Annotated in this window: 18 protein-coding genes; 6 read left to right on the forward strand and 12 right to left on the reverse strand. The window is 40.7% G+C overall.

The window, feature by feature from the left end:
* Positions 1-37 precede the first annotated feature (37 nt).
* Entirely contained in the window at positions 38-1540 is a 1503-nt protein-coding gene (cls, locus tag MHI08_RS17035) for a cardiolipin synthase (RefSeq protein WP_056766821.1), read from the reverse strand.
* Positions 1541-1692: 152 nt separating this feature from the next.
* Here cls and MHI08_RS17040 point away from each other — a divergent pair, with 152 nt between their 5' ends.
* From MHI08_RS17040 to MHI08_RS17050, 3 genes are all read left to right on the forward strand, one after another.
* Positions 1693-2667: a S66 peptidase family protein gene (locus tag MHI08_RS17040; protein ID WP_342499796.1), complete on the forward strand. Its 975-nt coding sequence runs from the start codon at positions 1693-1695 to the stop codon at positions 2665-2667.
* Positions 2668-2764: 97 nt separating this feature from the next.
* Positions 2765-4768, forward strand: a complete 2004-nt coding sequence (locus MHI08_RS17045) for a P-loop NTPase fold protein (protein ID WP_342499797.1) — start codon at positions 2765-2767, stop codon at positions 4766-4768.
* A 345-nt stretch (positions 4769-5113) separates the two neighbouring features.
* Entirely contained in the window at positions 5114-5431 is a 318-nt protein-coding gene (locus tag MHI08_RS17050) for a hypothetical protein (protein WP_342499798.1), read from the forward strand.
* Between the two features lie 41 nt (positions 5432-5472).
* On the opposite strand, the gene argS is transcribed toward MHI08_RS17050, so the two are convergent.
* The 5 genes from argS to speE form a co-directional block, all read right to left on the reverse strand.
* Positions 5473-7146 carry an arginine--tRNA ligase gene (gene argS / locus MHI08_RS17055; RefSeq protein ID WP_342499799.1) on the reverse strand — a complete coding sequence of 558 codons (1674 nt, stop codon included), beginning with the start codon at positions 7144-7146 and terminating at the stop codon, positions 5473-5475.
* On the reverse strand, positions 7143-7565 hold the full coding sequence (locus tag MHI08_RS17060; protein WP_003215400.1) for a DUF1934 family protein: 423 nt from the start codon (positions 7563-7565) through the stop codon (positions 7143-7145). Before MHI08_RS17060 ends, argS begins: the two co-directional genes overlap by 4 nt.
* Positions 7566-7689: 124 nt before the next feature.
* Positions 7690-8037 (reverse strand): hypothetical protein, encoded by a 348-nt coding sequence (locus tag MHI08_RS17065; RefSeq protein WP_034621833.1) that lies wholly within the window; start codon positions 8035-8037, stop codon positions 7690-7692.
* A 78-nt stretch (positions 8038-8115) separates the two neighbouring features.
* Positions 8116-8988 carry an agmatinase gene (speB, locus tag MHI08_RS17070; protein ID WP_024423766.1) on the reverse strand — a complete coding sequence of 291 codons (873 nt, stop codon included), beginning with the start codon at positions 8986-8988 and terminating at the stop codon, positions 8116-8118.
* A gap of 69 nt (positions 8989-9057) precedes the next feature.
* Positions 9058-9888: a spermidine synthase gene (gene speE, locus MHI08_RS17075; RefSeq protein WP_024423767.1), complete on the reverse strand. Its 831-nt coding sequence runs from the start codon at positions 9886-9888 to the stop codon at positions 9058-9060.
* A gap of 224 nt (positions 9889-10112) precedes the next feature.
* On the opposite strand from speE, the gene MHI08_RS17080 reads away from it, so the two are divergent.
* Complete coding sequence (locus MHI08_RS17080; RefSeq protein ID WP_342499800.1) at positions 10113-12182, forward strand: transglycosylase domain-containing protein; 2070 nt, start codon at positions 10113-10115, stop codon at positions 12180-12182.
* Positions 12183-12306: 124 nt separating this feature from the next.
* Here the strand turns inward: MHI08_RS17080 and MHI08_RS17085 are convergent, their stop codons facing one another.
* Together MHI08_RS17085 and MHI08_RS17090 are read right to left on the reverse strand one after the other, a co-directional pair.
* The gene (locus MHI08_RS17085; RefSeq protein ID WP_024423769.1) at positions 12307-12825 is read right to left on the reverse strand and encodes a YwhD family protein; all 519 of its coding nucleotides are present in this window, start codon (positions 12823-12825) and stop codon (positions 12307-12309) included.
* A 12-nt stretch (positions 12826-12837) separates the two neighbouring features.
* Complete coding sequence (locus MHI08_RS17090) at positions 12838-13494, reverse strand: site-2 protease family protein (RefSeq protein ID WP_024423770.1); 657 nt, start codon at positions 13492-13494, stop codon at positions 12838-12840.
* Positions 13495-13607: 113 nt separating this feature from the next.
* Here MHI08_RS17090 and MHI08_RS17095 point away from each other — a divergent pair, with 113 nt between their 5' ends.
* Complete coding sequence (locus MHI08_RS17095) at positions 13608-13793, forward strand: 2-hydroxymuconate tautomerase (protein ID WP_003214939.1); 186 nt, start codon at positions 13608-13610, stop codon at positions 13791-13793.
* Positions 13794-13843: 50 nt separating this feature from the next.
* On the opposite strand, the gene MHI08_RS17100 is transcribed toward MHI08_RS17095, so the two are convergent.
* The 4 genes from MHI08_RS17100 to MHI08_RS17115 form a co-directional block, all read right to left on the reverse strand.
* Positions 13844-14656, reverse strand: coding sequence for a zinc-dependent metalloprotease (locus MHI08_RS17100; protein WP_024423771.1), 813 nt, complete (start codon positions 14654-14656; stop codon positions 13844-13846).
* Between the two features lie 224 nt (positions 14657-14880).
* On the reverse strand, positions 14881-15381 hold the full coding sequence (locus MHI08_RS17105; protein ID WP_024426378.1) for a YwgA family protein: 501 nt from the start codon (positions 15379-15381) through the stop codon (positions 14881-14883).
* Positions 15382-15411: 30 nt separating this feature from the next.
* Positions 15412-16713 (reverse strand): HD domain-containing protein, encoded by a 1302-nt coding sequence (locus MHI08_RS17110; protein WP_007497716.1) that lies wholly within the window; start codon positions 16711-16713, stop codon positions 15412-15414.
* Positions 16714-16883: 170 nt separating this feature from the next.
* Positions 16884-17105, reverse strand: coding sequence for a DUF1450 domain-containing protein (locus MHI08_RS17115; protein ID WP_003215259.1), 222 nt, complete (start codon positions 17103-17105; stop codon positions 16884-16886).
* A 240-nt stretch (positions 17106-17345) separates the two neighbouring features.
* On the opposite strand from MHI08_RS17115, the gene MHI08_RS17120 reads away from it, so the two are divergent.
* Positions 17346-18155 (forward strand): RsfA family transcriptional regulator, encoded by an 810-nt coding sequence (locus MHI08_RS17120; RefSeq protein WP_024423774.1) that lies wholly within the window; start codon positions 17346-17348, stop codon positions 18153-18155.
* The last annotated feature ends 31 nt before the right edge of the window (positions 18156-18186 follow it).

Raw genomic sequence — 18186 nt, forward strand, 5'->3', positions numbered from 1 at the left:
TACTAGATCAGGAAATGATTTCTTTGACTGGAAATCCTCATAATACGCCAGAAAACAACCGAGCAAATGATTCCTTCAACCGCTCTTTTAAGCCTCTTTTATAAAAATGAACAGGACCCATTTGCTCACATTCTTTCATATCTTCCTCATAGTGGGCCATTAATTGCTCAATTGGCTTTTTCGCGGCTGTAAAGACATTGACCTCAAAATTGAGCTGAAAGCTTCTCATATCGACATTCGCGGTGCCGACAGAGGCGAGTTCTCCATCTGCGATCATCACCTTTTGATGCATAAACCCTTTTTGATAGTGATACACCTTGATGCCCTCTTTTAGAAGTTCAGAAAAATAGGATCGTGTGGCATATTGCGTGAGAAAACCGTCATTGATCTCCGGTACCATCACCCGCACATCCACCCCTCTTGTGGCAGCGATTTTGAGCGCAGTGCGAATCGATTCGTTTGGTACAAAGTAAGGTGTGGCAATCCAAACAAATTGTTTCGCATTAGAAATGAGGGCATCATATAAATCACTCATACTTTCTTTCATATCAGGTCCAGTTGGTACAACCTGAATGACATCCTCGCCTGTCACAGAATGCGGCGTATGATACTTCGGATCATCAATTAATACTTCATCTGATACATACTCCCAGTCCAGCATAAAAACGGAGTGAAGGGTCTGAACAGCCTCACCCTTTAACATGGCATGTGTATCACGCCAAAATCCGATCTTTTCATCCCGTCCTACGTATTCCTTGCCGACATTTAACCCGCCGACAAACCCTGTCTCTCCATCAATAATGACGATTTTCCGGTGATTTCGGAAATTGAATTTTTGATTAAAGAATCCATATTTTAAAGGTAGAAAAGGAGCGACCTTGACCCCTGCCTGCTTCAAGCGTTTAATATCTTTTCGCGAGAAGCGGATGCTGCCTGCCGCATCATATATGAAACGGACCTCTACCCCTTCTTTCACTTTTTCAATCAAAATCTCCATCATCCGGTGGCCGAGGAAATCGGATTTGAACATGTAATATTCAATATGAATGAACGATTTTGCCTTTTTTAGCTCTTCAAAAATTCTGGGGAACGTCTCCTCCCCATTCTTTAAAATCTCCATATCACTATTTGTGTTCACATGCATACCTGTTGCTTTTTCTGTGTAATGAAAAAAAGCACGCTGATTATCGGTTAAACGTGACTCATTCGGCTTACTCTCAAGCTCAGAGATTCTGCGTAATTTCTCGCGGTTATACATTCTCTTTGATTTGAATAAATGACCCTTTACATAGAGCTGCCCTGAGAACAGATAGAACATATAGCCAATGATCGGGAAAAAAATGAGCACATATATCCATAACAATGTGTGCTGTGATGTACGGTTCTCCAGCATGAGTGAGATGATACTAAATAAAATAATGGCGATATAAATCGCTGCGTACAGCTGAACGCTCCACGCCGGCACAGTCCACCAATACACCACATATGCCCCGAATATCATAAAATATAAAAATAAAAATTCCAGTCTTCTCTTTTTCACATTCTCCGCCCTCATTCTGTCTTTTTCTCTTCCATACCCTTTGCACAGCTTGTATGAAACGCACGACCCAATCCTTTTTCCTAGCCTTTACAGACTTGAGCTATTTGATCCGATATAATGGAGAAATATGTGATGGAAAGGAAGATTTGTTTATGCATACACCCTCTCCTTTAAAAAAAGGCGGCCATATTCGTGTCATTGCCCCAAGCCGAAGTGCCAGCATTTTATCAAAAGAAGGAATTTCTCAAGCGAAAAAACGTTTAGAGTCTTTAGGTTTCACTGTCTCTTTTGGACAGCATGTGTTTGAATGTGACATTCATTCCTCATCGTCTATTGAACACCGCTTGTCTGATCTGCATGAGGCGTTCAAAGATGATGAGGTTGATGGTATTTTGACAGCCATCGGAGGCTTTAACTGCAATGAGCTTTTGCCTTATATTGATTACGATTTGATCCGACAGCATCCTAAAGTCCTTTGCGGCTATAGTGACATCACTGCACTTGCAAACGCCATTACAGCGAAATGTGATATGGTGACATATTCTGGCCCCCATTTCTCAAGCTTTCAAATGGAGCAGGGACAGGAGGAGCAGACCGTTATGTTTCAAGCTTGCTTGATGAACGGCGGCGAACCGTTTGATGTGATTCCTTCGACAAAATGGAGTGATGACGCGTGGTATTTAGATCAAGCGAACAGGCAGTTTCATCCGACAACATGGGGGATTTATCAGGAAGGAACAGCTGAAGGCACCTTGTATGGCGGAAACCTTTGTACACTGAACTTACTGCAAGGGACATCGTTTATGCCGAATGTAAAGGATGCCATCTTATTTGTGGAGGATGATGAGTTGGTGTTCCCTGAAATGTTCGCCAGAGACCTTACCTCCCTCTTGCAGCATGCAGAAACAATCAAAGGGTTGATCATCGGGCGCTTTCAGAAGAAATCCAAGATGACAGAGGAACATTTGAGGTTCATTTTAGATAAGCATCCAATGCTCAAACACATCCCAGTAATTTACGACGTCGATATCGGACATACACAGCCAGTGTTCACCTTCCCGATTGGCGGGAGTGTCGAGCTAACGTGTAATGGCCGTGAAGTGAAGCTGCGAATTTTTCAAAACTAAGAAGCCTATCTATTCAAAGAATAACGCTTTTAAATGTCTATTTTTAAAAAACTGAATAATAAAATAAAAAAATAACTTATCATTAGAGGTGTGTTTTTTGCAGAAAGATTTAGAAATCAAGTCAGTAGAAGATGATAATTTAGGTATCTCAGATAACGTAGATAAATTCATAGAACAGTACATTAATTCTAATTTTACAGGTTCAATACTATTAAATGGAAAGTGGGGAATTGGCAAAACAAGCTACTTAAATTTAATTAAGGAAAAATCCGATTCCAAAAGAACCAAATTTATTGATATCAATTTTTGGACTGACCCTTGGATTATTAAACCATTTGAATTATTCTCAAAAAAACTAAATCCTATGTTCTATTGGATCGTGAAAACTTCACCGATTTTATTAGTAGTGTTGTTAGCACTTATACAGTTTTTTTATAATATTATCACCAAGCCAACAGATAATATTTCAGGAATGGATTTTTTCATATGGGGCGCTTTAATCCTTACAATAAGCTTGCTCAATTTAATATTAGATAAATTCTCTACAGAAAGTATATTTGAATGGCTTGTTAAAAAAAAGTTAAAGAGTAAAAATTACAACAAGAAGGTAATTTTTATCTGCGATGATTTTGATAGATTAGAATCAGAAAATAGAAAACAACTTTATGCATACTTGTCAAAATTAAATTCTTTTGAAAAAAGTATTCTAATAGTTATAGGCGATTATAACAAAATTGTGCAAGATGAAGGCGACTCTTTATTCATTCAAAAGATCCTTTCAAATTTAGAGAGCATGCCGTTGAATAATAAAGCTTCTCAAATTTGGATCAAAGTAATTGAAGAACAATTCAATAGTGATAATATAAAAATTATGGATTTAACAGATTCGGATATATTATTAATTCAAAAACTTCGAAATATTTTTGTAGATGAGCAAAGAACATTTCGCGAGGCGAAACTCCTACTTAATATTTTCTATAAAAAATCGCCAAAATCAACTAAAATAAATGTTAATATCAGCGAACAGCTTGCTTTGTGTTATTTTTATCAATTTCATTATAAAATTTACGAATGGATAGTTGAGAATTCAAATTTTTTATACCAAAAAAAAGTTATTCCTCACAAAGATTTTGTCAGTATAGAAAAAAATCAACTTATATTAAAAGATACAATTGAAAAAGATATAGGAGAGAATAACTCGCCCAATTTATATGAATTCTTATATTCTATATTTATTAATCGTGAGCATGATAAATTCAACTTCCCTAGTATAAAAAACGAAAAAAACTTCGAATATTACCAGATTGAAAATATATTGAGCGTAACAACATTGAATATTGAAGCAGTTAAGGATGTATTTATAAATTTTAATAGCAATTTGAGTAGATTGATTGAAATACACTCAAAAGGTCAGATGGAGGATTTCAGCGATTTTTTAAGGAAACATTACCTTAATTTAAATAGTAATACTCCGGAAACTAAAATATTATCGTTATTGAGGAATATAATCATTTTTAAGATGCAAAATCTAGAACAAGACGCAGCTTTTTTAAGACTCTCTATATCAGACTCTATAATATACGATTGTTTAAATGTACTATCAAATAAACAAAATCGAAAAAAATCAGATATTTATATAAATAATATTTTACCTCTTGATGAGTTGGATATTTCCGAAAAATTAGAAATCTTACCTACGTTTGTACCTGCACGTTCAGATGAAGAATCAAAAGAACAATTAAAACTAGTTAAGATTATTTTTGAAAAGTTCATCAATAATGATTTCGATATACTTACTCAAAAAAAACCGAGGTGTTGTTTTCTTTTCTTTAAAAAATATCATTCAAATATAGATCAAAAATCAGATTATCAAGTGGTTTTTGACAAATTACTAACTTTAAATGATCCTGATTTTTTTTATTGCTTAAAAGATAAGCTATCTTATAAAATAACCTACCCAAACAATTCGGTAGCCAAAGCTCTGAGCTTAGGTGAGATAAGTTATAATCAAGAATTTGAAATAAATCTAAAAGAAAGAATAGTCAATTTGCCGCCACATCAAAAAAATATTTTAGAAAAAATGATTGAGCTAAAGTTTTAAAATAGGATTCAAGAAAGTTTTTAGAAAAAGTGATCCAACCTCCATCCCCTTCGTTAAGTAGATATAAAAAGAAAAGAGAGGAGGCAAAAACATGTTCTCTGATGTACTTAGCCAATTATTTGATTCTATTTCTAACATAATTAATACGCTTGGATAATTTTCAAAACCCGCTGTCTCTTAAAGGATAGCGGGTTTTACATATTTTGAATAGATGAGATTGGTTGTCCCATTAAATAAACCTAGAACACTGCCTTCTATGAGCATGTTTCTGTTAAGTTATTAAAACAAACCTAATTGGATGATATAATCCATTAAAAGAATATATTGACTATTCGAGGAGATATCATGAAAAAACGTTTGATTGGTTTGTTTTTTATTACTCTTTGTATTCTTGGATTAAGTTCCACTCCAAATCGTCTCACTCTTTCTGAAGAAGAATTAGATCAAAAGGTGACACAGGTATTAGACTCATTATGGAAAGAGCATGGATTGCTTCATTATCAAATCGTTAAGACAGATCCCACAATTTCTATTGGCATTGATACTTCAAAAGATATAGCAGGCTTGCAGTCTGTATTAGAAAAAAAACTTCCTAAACAAGCATTAGAGGATTATGAAATTGAGATTTTCCAGAGAAATAAAAATGATATACACGTTGAATGACAAAAAACCCACTCTTATGCCGAGTGGGTTTCTTCGTGTTATTACATCTTCTCCGGTGCCGATACACCAATTAGTTTTAATGCATTAGCAAGCGTGATTTGTGTTGCTTTCATGAGTGAAAGACGTGCTGTTGTTTTTGTTTCTTTTTCTGCGTCAATGACCTTCTCGGCATTGTAGAAGCTGTGAAGGGCTGATGCAAGGTCATAAATATAGTTCGTCACGCGGTGCGGAATACGCTTTTCAGCTGCTTCTGCTACAACTTCTGGGAAGCTGCCAATGATTTTCAGAAGATCGTATTCTTTTTCCGATTGAATGTGAGAGAAATCGGCTTTTTCAAGGTTAGGTTCGTAGCCTTTTTCTTCTCCTTGACGCAGCATGCTGCAAATTCTCGCATGCGCATATTGTGCATAGTACACAGGGTTTTCGTTAGACGTAGAAATCGCTAAGTCTAGATCAAAGTCCATATGTGTCGCCGCACTTCTCATCGCAAAGAAATAACGAGTCGCATCTAAGCCGACTTCTTCAATCAGATCACGCATTGTGACGGCTTTTCCTGTACGTTTACTCATCTTCATCTTTTCGCCGTTTTTGTAAAGATGCACAAGCTGAATGATTTCTACTTCAAGCTTGTCAGCTGGATATCCAAGTGCTTGGATCGCCGCTTTCATCCGAGGAATATAGCCGTGATGGTCCGCTCCCCAAATGTTAATGAGCTGGTCAAAGCCTCTGTCCAATTTGTCTTTATGATATGCGATATCTGGAAGCAGGTAAGTGAAACTGCCGTCTTTTTTAATCAGCACACGGTCCTTGTCATCACCAAAATCAGTTGAACGCAGCCATGTTGCGCCGTCTTCTTCAAAGACATAGCCTTTTTCACGAAGTGTTTCCAGCGCTGGTTCGATTTTTCCGTTTTCATATAAAGAAGTTTCTGAATACCATACATCAAATGGCACACGGAAATTCTCAAGGTCTACACGTAATTTCTCTAATTCGTATTTCAATCCGTATTCACGGAAGAACTTCATCCGCTCTTCTTCCGGTTCATGAACGAAACGGTCACCAAATTCATCCGCAAGCTTTTGTCCGATGCCTTTGATGTCTTCTCCTCTGTAGCCGTCTTCAGGCATTTCTTTTTCAAGACCGAGTGCCTCAAAATAACGTACTTCTACAGATAAAGCGAGATTATTGATTTGATTCCCTGCATCGTTGATATAGTATTCACGGCTCACATCGAACCCTGCTTTATCAAGGATGTTGCAAAGGGAATCTCCTACAGCTGCTCCGCGGGCATGTCCAAGGTGAAGGTCACCTGTTGGGTTGGCTGAGACGAATTCGACTTGCACCTTTTGACCGCCGCCTGTATTCGTTTCGCCATAAGCTTCTTTTGCCTCAAGGACAGCTGGAATGAGCTTTGTTAAATACTGATTGTTCATATAAAAGTTAATGAATCCTGGACCTGCGATATCCAGTTTTTCAATGGAAGCTTTCCCTTTATCAAACGCATTGACGATGTCCTCTGCGATTTGACGAGGTGCTTTTTTCGCAATGCGGGCAAGCTGCATCGCCATGTTGGTAGAGTAATCACCGTGAGTTTTGTCTTTCGGCACTTCTAAAAGGACATCTGGCACCTGGCTTTCATCGGCAAGTCCTGCTTTGACGACTGCCGCTATGATTTCTTCTTTTAACGCATCTTTGACCTGTTCTGCGATATTCATGAACGTAAATCCTCCTTATACGAAATCGATAATGTATGTAAATGCTTTTGATCTTCTCCTGTCAGCATATCGTACGTAATGTGCAGCAGCCCCTTGTCCACATCGAGATCAATACCATGTGTGTGCACATCTAGCTGAAGTGTACCGAATGGCATCGTGTAATGTGTGACGGTCGTTTCTCCAATGAGAAAGCGCTGCTTCATTTGAATAGCCCCTGATCTCATCACAAAAATTTCTTTTTCACTCATTTTCACAACGGTTTTTACTTGACCCATTTCATGTTCTTCATGGTAAGTGAGATACGTTTTGTCATTCTTCTCTTGGTACGTTCCAGTCGTGCGGAATTCGATCGTTTCAGCCGGCTCCGTCTCTGGTTTCATCACTGACTTTACATGAATTGAAATTTGGTTTTGTGTCATTTTGCACTTCCTTTGCTAAGACCCGTTTAACTAAAATAGTATACCATAATCATGATCGCCTATCATACCATCATTTCTCTTCTTCACGGCGATTAAACTTCGTTTTTCATTTTCAGACATCCCTTTAGAAAAAAAGAAAAATACAACTGACCACTACGACAAGTCCAGCCTTTACACCTAAGTCTTTTCTTTTCATTAAGTAAAAAAGAGCCTGTATGCCTGAACTTGCCAAAAATGCCTGAAAAAAATCAAATGGTGCGATTTGATCCTTTTTAAAAACCACCTGCATGAATAACGCAATGGCCGTCAGATAGAAAAAGCCTCGATCGTGAAACAGCCCCAGCATCTCTTCCTTTGCTTCCTTCTTTGAAGCAAAAACAGGCGGATCAGCTGCGAGCTCTCGTTTCAATGTGAGAAAGCCTGCCCCTAACACACATAAAGCGAGGAACACCATCAATATTGACGAAAACATGAGCTCCCTCCTTTATTTTTTGACCAATGTAAAAAAAGAGCTTGTCCACATGAGATGACAAGCTCCTCTATCAACTGATTATTTCACAAATCCAAGCAGCATTTCGCGTAAAAGCTTACTCGCTGTATTCGCTGTTTGGTCAGAGTGATCATATACAGGTGCTACCTCGACAAGGTCTGCCCCAACGACTTGGACGTCAGATCCTGCAATCGCATGAATGGATGCAAGCAGCTCTTTTGATGTAATACCGCCAGCATCTACCGTTCCTGTACCAGGTGCATGAGCTGGATCAAGTACATCAATGTCAATCGTCACATACACTGGACGCCCTTTTAGCTTTGGCAATACTTGCTTCAATGGCTCGAGTACTTCAAATTTAGAAATGTGCATACCCGCTTCTTTTGCCCATTCAAATTCTTCTTTCATCCCAGAACGGATGCCGAAAGAAAATACATTTTCAGGTCCAATCAGTCCTGCAACTTTACGAATCGGTGTTGAATGTGAAAGCGGCTCACCCTCATATTCCTCACGAAGATCCGTATGTGCGTCCATATGGATGATGGCCAAATCAGGGTATTTCTTATACATCGCACGGAAAACCGGCCAAGACACAAGATGCTCGCCGCCCATTCCTAATGGAAACTTCCCTTTTTCTAAAATGCTGTCAACATACTCTTCAATTAAATCTAAGCTTTTTTGTGCATTCCCAAAAGGAAGTGGGATGTCACCCGCATCAAAGAATGGCACCTCATGCAGCTCACGATCTAAATAAGGGCTGTATTCCTCTAAACCGATCGATACTTCACGAATGCGGTTCGGACCGAAACGTGAACCTGGGCGGTAGCTGACTGTCCAGTCCATCGGCATGCCGTATAAAATGACCTTTGCATCTTCCCATGTCGGATGACTTCCAATAAACACTTTTCCTGAATAAGCCTCGTCGAATCTCATGCAAGATTCCTCCTTTTACGCTTCAAAAAATGCGCAAACCGTCATTTGCGCATGTCCATTTCGCTTGATTTATTTGATTAAGTCGCTCACAAATTTCGGCAGAACGAATGCCGCTTTGTGCAATTCTTTTGTGTAATATTTCGTCTCAATATCAAAGAAACGGCTGTCTTCTACAGCAAGTGGATCATATTTTTTAGAACCGATGGTGAATGTCCAAAGACCGCTTGGATACGTTGGAATATTCGCTGTGTAAAGCTTCGTAATTGGGAAAATTTCTTTTACATCACGCTGTACATTTGTAATCAACTCAGGTGTGAACCAAGGGTTATCCGTTTGTGCAACGAAAATACCGTCTTCTTTCAGTGCTTTTGCGATTCCTGCGTAAAATCCTTTAGAGAACAGGTTCACAGCTGGTCCAACTGGCTCAGTAGAGTCAACCATGATCACATCATACTCGTTGTCAGCTTCAGCAATGTGCATAAAACCGTCTCCTACTTTCACATCTACACGAGGATCGTCTAGTTTCCCAGCAATAGAAGGAAGGAATTTCTTCGAGTATTCGATGACCTTTCCGTCAATATCAACAAGTGTCGCTTTTTTCACACTTGGGTGTTTGAGGATCTCACGAATGACACCGCCATCTCCTCCACCTACGACAAGAACATTTTCCGGTTTTGGATGAGTGAAAAGAGGAACATGTGCCACCATTTCGTGGTATACAAACTCATCTTTCTCAGATGTCATCACCATGCCGTCTAAAAACAGCATATTGCCAAACTCTTCTGTTTCCACCATTTCTAAATGCTGAAAGTCTGTTTGTTCTGTGTGAAGGGTTTTGTTCACCTTCAATGTAATACCAAAATTCTTCGTTTGCTTCTCTGTATACCAAAGTTCGCTCATTGTTCATCTTCCTCTCATCCAATAATAAACAAACATCTATTGTTAGCGCCTTTTATCGGCTTTGACTATATCGATTGTCCAAGAAAAAAGTATAGTGGATTCATATCAAATTGTAAAGAACCGCATGAGTTCTCTTCATTTTTTAAAGCGCTCCTGCAATCGCTTGTTTAAAACGGTTTTCTTTGTTCCATACTGATAAAAAACCGTCAAAATGGGGGCTTTGCATGGACACAATCATGAGTAATAAAAAAATCCGCATGACCGTGAAAACGATTCGAGCCTGTTTTTTTATCGGCTTGCTCGCTTTTCTATTTGCAGGTACCGTCTTTTTGACGATTCTATTGATAGCTAAATGGCAAGGTGCCCCTTCTGTTCAAGTTCCCCAATCCACGACCATTTATGCAGCCGATGGCTCAAAGCTTGGAGAATCCAGCTTTGGAGAAAAGAGATATTGGGTGCCATTAAAGGAGATGTCTCCTCATATCAGACAGGCAGTTGTCGCTGTTGAAGATAAAACCTTTTATGAGCATCATGGCTTTGATGTGAAACGGATGGCAGGTGCTGCGGTGGCCGATATTCGTGCCATGGCTAAGGTGCAAGGTGCCAGCACGATCACCCAGCAATATGCACGAAATCTGTATTTAGATCATGATAAAACGTGGAAGCGGAAGTGGAATGAAGCCTTTTACACGATTCGTTTAGAACAAAACTATACAAAAAATGAGATTTTAGAAGGATACTTGAACACCATTTATTATGGTCACGGAGCGTACGGTGTGGAAGCAGCGTCCCGTCTGTATTTCGGGAAAAAAGCAAAGAACTTAACCCTCGCTGAATCTGCCCTGCTTGCCGGTATCCCAAAGGGGCCTTCTCTCTATTCCCCTTATGTGAATGAGGAGAAAGCCGGCGCAAGAAAGAATATGATTTTGAGACAAATGCACGAGGATGGCATGATTACGAAAAAAGCAGCCGATGACGCTGCGAAAGAAAAGCTGTCCTATCGCCCTTTGCAAAAGAAGCAGCTGCAAGCAAAGCAAGCCCCGTATTTTTATGACGATGTGATTCGAGAGTTGAAACAAAGCTTGGGGTTAACAGAAGAACAGATTGAAACCTATGGGCTTCATATCCAAACGACTCTCAATCCAGAATTACAGAAAATCGCAGAAAAGACGTTAAAAAATACGATGAATTCCAAATCAGAAATCCAAATCGGCTTTGCCGCCATCCATCCTCAAACAGGGCATGTACTTGCCCTCATAGGCGGGAGGGATTATGAGAAAAGTCCATTCAATCGGGTGACACAAGCAAAAAGGCAGCCCGGTTCAACCATGAAACCCCTTCTTTATTACATTGCCTTGCAAAACGGGTTTACACCCGCAACCGTCATGCGCAGTGAGGAAACGGTGTTTGAATTAGATGATCAAGGCAGCGATGCCGCTTATTCACCAAGCAATTATCACGGCTATTACGCCAATGACGGCATTACAATGTTTCAAGCTTTAGCACTGTCTGATAATATTTACGCTGTAAAGACCCATCTATTTTTAGGAATGGAACAGCTTGTACGTGCTGGCAAGACATTTGGAATCAAGGAGAAACTAGATCAAGTACCCTCTCTTGCCCTGGGCACGTCTCCTGTGAAACCCATTGAAATGACCAATGCTTACGCCATGCTGGTCAATGGCGGAAAACGCGTCAAACCAACCTTTATTACGAAAGTAACCGACGCAAAAGGTAATGTGCTTTTTGAAGAGAAACAAAAACGAGAACAAATCCTCGATGAAAAAGCAGCATTTGTCACCACCGACATGATGTCAGGCATGTTCAATGATCAATTAAACGGCTATACAAGTGTCACTGGCCGCACCATTATAAAGGACCTTACAAGAACATACGGAGGAAAGTCTGGGACTACAGGCGCCGACAGCTGGATGATCGGCTTCTCTCCCCAGCTCGTCACAGGTGTATGGACAGGCTATGATAAAGGCCGCACCATTGACTCAGTCGAAGAAACGGCCTATGCGAAAAAAATATGGGCTTCCTTTATGGAATCAGCTCTCTCGAAGCAGCCAGCCTCTTCCTTCATGCCGCCAGACGGTGTCAAAGGGGTATATATTAATCCAAAAACCGGCGACCTCGCAGGTCCAGGATGTGAATCAAAGGTATTCACCTATTTTATAGAAGGAACGGAGCCGACAGGTGTCTGCTATGGTGCTGAGGACAAAGCCTCTGAGCAGGAACCAGTTCAAGATCAAAAGCCAAAGAAATGGTGGGAAAAGTGGCTGAAACGTTAAAAAAGACATGAAAAACCCCGAGATCTGCATCTCGGGATTCTCCATGTCCTAGCTTTAACACCAGTTTACTCAAAAACCGGAGAGAATTGGTAGCCATCCGCCAATCTTCACAAAAATTTCACAATTATTCAGGGACAGCCAATCCTTCTTTTAATTCATCTGTTGATGCGTCCCATAGCGCTTGATTATGACCTTTTAAGAAATCAGCCAGCACCTTTTTGGATACGTCATCCATATGACTAACGACAATTTTTCGCTTCATCGATTTATCCATTAAATTCACATGCTCTGGAAGTGACTTATACCCGCGGCGGATCGAACGGTCAACGGTCATTTCACAAGCCGTCACACCTGCATAATAAGGCCCTTCTTCTCTGCGGTCAATCGTCACCCATACAAGCCAATACGGTTTTCCGTTCGGCACCTCTTCTTTTGTTTTCAAAAATTTAATTCCTTTTTCGACGGCACTTCTTGCATGCATAGCACCAATATCAATGACAGCTTCCTTTTCCTCTACATCAATGATGACTGGCGAGATATTATCAAGGCTGAGTGCACCTGCCCCAAAGCCTCCATGTCCGTCGGTTGCATCTGTTTTTTTAATGATGTTAAAACCAATTGGTTTCTTCTTTTTACCTTCCATTTATTAAACCTCCTAAAGCAGCGGCTTCAAAATAAGATTAAACCAGTGTATGATTTGATCCCGCATTCCGATCAATGGACCAAACACAAACTGTCCCAGCGGTGTGATCACGAATATAAGAAAAATAATGATCCCATATTGTTCAAATTGCGTCATTTTCGCCCGGATACGGGGGCTGACGACGTCCTCAATAATCCGATACCCATCCAGCGGCGGAAGTGGTAATAAGTTAAATAGGAACAAGATGACGTTTAAGTTAATAAAGATTAAAAAGAAATTATCGACTCCCGGCTCAAAGCGCATGATCCACTCCCCGCCAAATTTCTGAAGAAGCACATACACAAAAAAGCCCAAAAACGCCAGCACTAAGTTACTTAATGGCCCAGCAATGGAGACACAAATCCCTGCTAAGCGCGGTTTTTTAAAATGGTAACGATTCACCGGTACAGGTCTCGCCCAGCCAAACCCGGCCACAAAGATCAAAATTGTTCCGAATACATCGAGATGCTTCAGTGGATTTAACGTCAGTCTCCCTTGATTCTTAGCCGTCGGGTCTCCGAATCGGTACGCAACATATGCATGCGCCAGCTCGTGCATCGTAAATGCAACAACAAGCGTAATGGCGACATATGGAATAAGTTCTAATGGATAAACAAGAAATTGGTTCAAAGGCATGAATCCCTCTTTCTTTCTATACAATGATTTACTTCATTCAGTATACTATAAGAAGTCCCTTAAACTAAAGGGAAGCGTAGCATTAAAGGAAAAAGGAGGTTTTCGCCATGCCGATTGTCACCGTTCAAATGCTTGAAGGAAGAACAGACGAGCAGAAAAGAGCTCTTGTGGAGAAAGTCACTGATGCCGTTGTAGAAACAACAGGCGCAGGTGCAGAAAAAGTCTCTGTTATTATTGAAGAAATGAAAAAAGAACACTATGCCGTAGCAGGAAAGCGAATGAGCGATCTGTAAGCATATAAAAAGGACAAACACTCAATGTGTTTGTCCTTTTGTCTGCATTCTTATCTGTACCACGCTTTATTACGGTTCACTTGATTTTTATGAGCCGCATCGAAGAAATCGACTGTGTAGGAATAATCATAATTCATTAGGCAGACAATGCCGCTTCCTTGCGGGTCGTGCGGTAAGCCAAAGTTATGACCGTATTCATGCGTAGCCGCTTTTGCAGTGTTCGCTGTTCCTTGATCAAGGTTAACGGCGAATGCACTTCCGCTTGGTGCACTATTGTAGACATAAGCGATTCCGCCAGCATCAAAGTTTGGATTTGCTGTAAATCCAGTGACAAAGTCATATCCTCTGCCATCAAAGCTGCGCGCAAGGTTAGACAAAATTTGCTCTGCATTTGAACCCGAAGACGTCCATGATCCTACTGCTTGTACGACAAAGTCCACATCATGATCACGGTTAAACGTGACATCTGCTTGCTCGATGATGCTGACAATCCGTGTTTGCCAGTCACTATATTTCGCACGATACTGCGCATCAGCGACAGCATAAACAGTGACCTTCTGACTGCCTGTGCTTGCCTTTGTTGAAATTGAATCTCCTGTATTGGCCTTAAAGGTTCTTGAGCCTACCTGCTTACCAGACTCATCTAATACCTTTGTTGTCACATCTCGTTCAATTGGAGGTGCTGTCGTCAAATCTTTAAAATCCTTTGCTTTTGGCAACCCCTCACTAATATGGGTTTCGAACGGCGCATGACCATGATCATGCCCATGACCTGCACTCGCTACTGGTGCTGAAGCTGAACTTACCCCCGGTAACAAACTACCTACCAATAAAAATGACAAAAAGACTGAACGCTTTTTCATTCCTATCCCTCCTTTGTTTTTCACAAGGTTATATATTCACTGAAAATTCACCATTTTCCTTCTATTCAGTCAAAAACAGGGAATTAGATGCACAGGAAGAAAGTCGAATCACGTCATTTTCACTAATTTTTCGGATATTTTGACACACATTTCATCGAAAAATAGCGCTTTTGGTCTGTGTCTTACAAAACAAAAAAAGCCCTAAAAGTCGGGCTTTTGTTCAACTAGTTCAATTCCTTCAACTGATCAATATAAGCAAGGGCCGCCTCAAATTCTTCGTCCGTATAGCGCTGCTTGCTTTTAATGGTGAAGACCTTTTCCTTCACCTCATCTTCTGGCAGGTTATCAAAATATAAAATCGTTGAGACAAGCTCTAGGAAACGGGATGATTGCTCGTTCATCTGCTGCGTCAGCGCTTTGAGGTCAGGCATGTCCACTTCACACTGATCGAGAAACTCTTTCCCATTGTCCGTCAGCGAATAGCGATATTGATAGTATCCGCCCTTTTTTTCCTTCATTTCGTCCAAGAATCCAAGGTTGCACAGCTCTTCAATTCTGAGCGTCAACTCCTCTGAATAGGGGCCATAAAAATGAAAATCGTATTTCTCGTAAAAAGGCAAATCTAGCTTCTTTGCTATGTAAATCATCTTTTGCAGCTTCTTCCGTCCAACGATTTCCCCTGATTCAGAGAATACCTTCATCAACTTTGCATGCTCTTTCAACAAATTCCCGACATCTCCTTTTTCAGTACTTCCTTATCCCAAACCAAGCAGCTTCATGATCGCCTTTTTTTCTTCAGCTTTTTCCGACATATCTACAATTAAGTCCATCGGGAAATAAAGTTTATGATCGGTTCTTCGTTTACCGGAAATGGCGTCAACAATATCTGACTGTCTCGACAGTTCTTTAATATGACCGCTTTGCGTCAAAAGGTGGATTGGCAGCCTCTCTTCTTCCTCGCCTGGTCTGTAGAAGTCATAGGGCAAGTCAGAGGAAGAGTCGACCACTAAATAATAGTCAGGATCAATTCCTGCCTCCTTGAACAAGGCGGTCAGCTTGAAATATTTCGTCATTTCTTCATTTGGATTAAACTCTGTATATTGGAACAATCGGCGGTTCATAAAACGGCGGCACAAATCAGCCAGCACGTGATCTTCTTCATCTTCCCACGCCTGGAAATAAAATAAGACAATGGATTCATCCAGCTTAATATAGTCCTCTGTGGTGACATTCCCCTCAAAGATTGAATAAAAGTGAACGGGGGCATGTGTGAAAATATAACCCGTTTCATGCAGCTCTTTTGCACGGTGAAGGATTTTCGTTAAAATGACTTCCGCACTGCGTGTCACTGGGTGGAAATAGACTTGCCAGTACATTTGATAGCGGCTCATAATATAATCTTCAACCGCATGCATCCCGCTCTGCTTCATCACAATCTGATCTTCTCTCGGGCGCATCACACGTAAAATACGTTCCATATCAAAGTGGCCGTAGCTGACGCCTGTATAGTAGGCATCACGCTGCAAATAGTCCATTCGGTCGGCATCAATTTGACTTGAGATCAAACTGACCACCTGCTTGTTTTGATACGTTTTGGCAATGACTTCAGCCACATGCTTCGGGAAATCATCACTCACCCGGCGGAGCACTTCATTTACTTCCGTCTGCCCTAAAATAATATCTCTTGTAAACGATTCATGGTCTAAGTGGAAGACCTTTTCAAAGGAATGAGAAAATGGACCATGTCCGAGGTCATGAAGCAAGGCTGCACTAAGTACAAGCTCGCGCTCTCCTTCATCCCATTCAGGCCGCCCTTTAAACACATCATCCACAATTCGTCTCACAATCTCGTATACACCGAGTGAATGATTGAATCGGCTGTGTTCTGCACCATGAAACGTCAAATACGTGGTTCCTAGCTGTTTAATCCGTCTCAGGCGCTGAAACTCTCTTGTTCCTATTAAATCCCATATTAATGCATCCCTTACGTGAACATAACGGTGCACAGGATCTTTAAATACCTTTTCCTCAGATAATTTCCCTTTTGGATACGCCATCGTTTCGTCCCTCTTTTTTTAAGACGTGTTTCTATTATATCGGGTAACTTTTCCCGAAAACATCCTTGAATTTGCTGGTGAATGTGTTCTCAAAGATTGCACGGACGTAAAAAGCCCGACCTGACAGGGACGGACCTCTTTTTAGGTCGACTGAACACATTCAGTGACATTTATTTGACTTTTTTTTGAACCTTTTCGAGTAATTCATCTTCTGTTGGTGCGGATAATGGGCGATTGTTCACAAACGCAAAAGCCTTTTTTCGTCCTGGACCACAATAGGATTGACAGCCGATCTCAATTTTTGCATCAGGGTCAACCGATTTGAGTCGAGGCAATAACGTCTTTAGGTTCGTCGCATCACAATCGTCACATACGCGAAACTCATTAGCCATGGTCTTACGCTTCCTTTCAATGATGATACTTCATTCTATATGAAACAGTTGGACAGCCAATCGTGAATAATATACCACCCAACATTGTACATCGAAGCGCCTGGACTTGCAAGATGCTTTGCCGCCCCCATCATCCGCTTACATAAAAGCTAGTATTTTCCACTATCCTTTTAGCAAACTTGTATAAACCTTCTTGAACTTGGCTAATCTAATACCATCAAATCTTATGGGGGTTTAAACATGTCAAAACAAAGACAAGATGCTTGGTCAGAGGAAAATGATCTCCTCCTGGCAGAAACCGTCTTACGTCACGTCAGAGAGGGTAGCACGCAGCTAAATGCGTTTGAAGAAGTTGGAGACAAGCTGAACCGCACCTCAGCGGCATGCGGATTTAGATGGAACGCTGTCGTCAGACATCAATATGAAAAAGCGTTGGCACTTGCCAAAAAACAGCGAAAACAACGGATGCGCGCACTTGGCAATGGCCAGCCTGCGAAAAAACGATTACTTTATCAGCCGCAAGTAGAAGAAACGGTGACTCAAGAGGAATTCTCACAGGAATTGGAGCCAGCAAAGGAAGAAACATTTGCACCGGCAGCTGAAACGGCTGAACAGCTTCAGTTTGTGGATCAAAGCTACAATGAAGAGTTAGCTAGTTTATCACATTTATTGTCACAGGCTGCTCCTGCCCCAAATACCGCAGAGAAAAAGCCGGAAGCAAATCCATTTAGGCAGCATCAAGAATTAACCATCGACGATATCATTGATTTCTTACGCCGTTATGAAGGCGATGGTCAGCAATCCACTGCCTTACGTATGGAAAACAGCCGCTTAAAACGAGAGAACAATGAGCTTTCTCATAAAGTCTCGCAGCTAGAAGCTGAAGTGAAGAAGCTTGAAAAGGATCAGCTCACGATTCAAGAAGATTATGAAACACTCGTCAAAATCATGAACCGTGCAAGAAAACTAGTTTTATTTGAAGAGGACGATAGTGCCGCACCAACCTTTAAAATGGACCGGAACGGCAACCTTGAAAAAATGGCAGAATAACAAAAAGTGCTCCCCGCCTCGGGAAGCACTT

It is taken from the genome of Bacillus sp. FSL M7-0791 (assembly GCF_038627085.1).
GTDB lineage: Bacteria > Bacillota > Bacilli > Bacillales > Bacillaceae > Bacillus > Bacillus safensis.

What these genes read in the sequence shown, in the direction of transcription:
- speB (WP_024423766.1), bottom strand. Translation starts at nt 8,988, where the DNA reads ATGAGATTCGACGAGGCTTATTCAGGAAAAGTGTTTATTGGAAGTCAT.
- MHI08_RS17040 (WP_342499796.1), top strand. Translation starts at nt 1,693, where the DNA reads ATGCATACACCCTCTCCTTTAAAAAAAGGCGGCCATATTCGTGTCATT.
- argS (WP_342499799.1), bottom strand. Translation starts at nt 7,146, where the DNA reads ATGAATATCGCAGAACAGGTCAAAGATGCGTTAAAAGAAGAAATCATA.
- MHI08_RS17110 (WP_007497716.1), bottom strand. Translation starts at nt 16,713, where the DNA reads ATGGCGTATCCAAAAGGGAAATTATCTGAGGAAAAGGTATTTAAAGAT.
- MHI08_RS17095 (WP_003214939.1), top strand. Translation starts at nt 13,608, where the DNA reads ATGCCGATTGTCACCGTTCAAATGCTTGAAGGAAGAACAGACGAGCAG.
- MHI08_RS17115 (WP_003215259.1), bottom strand. Translation starts at nt 17,105, where the DNA reads ATGGCTAATGAGTTTCGCGTATGTGACGATTGTGATGCGACGAACCTA.
- MHI08_RS17060 (WP_003215400.1), bottom strand. Translation starts at nt 7,565, where the DNA reads ATGACACAAAACCAAATTTCAATTCATGTAAAGTCAGTGATGAAACCA.
- MHI08_RS17065 (WP_034621833.1), bottom strand. Translation starts at nt 8,037, where the DNA reads ATGTTTTCGTCAATATTGATGGTGTTCCTCGCTTTATGTGTGTTAGGG.
- MHI08_RS17080 (WP_342499800.1), top strand. Translation starts at nt 10,113, where the DNA reads ATGGACACAATCATGAGTAATAAAAAAATCCGCATGACCGTGAAAACG.
- MHI08_RS17120 (WP_024423774.1), top strand. Translation starts at nt 17,346, where the DNA reads ATGTCAAAACAAAGACAAGATGCTTGGTCAGAGGAAAATGATCTCCTC.
- MHI08_RS17050 (WP_342499798.1), top strand. Translation starts at nt 5,114, where the DNA reads ATGAAAAAACGTTTGATTGGTTTGTTTTTTATTACTCTTTGTATTCTT.
- MHI08_RS17085 (WP_024423769.1), bottom strand. Translation starts at nt 12,825, where the DNA reads ATGGAAGGTAAAAAGAAGAAACCAATTGGTTTTAACATCATTAAAAAA.
- speE (WP_024423767.1), bottom strand. Translation starts at nt 9,888, where the DNA reads ATGAGCGAACTTTGGTATACAGAGAAGCAAACGAAGAATTTTGGTATT.
- MHI08_RS17100 (WP_024423771.1), bottom strand. Translation starts at nt 14,656, where the DNA reads ATGAAAAAGCGTTCAGTCTTTTTGTCATTTTTATTGGTAGGTAGTTTG.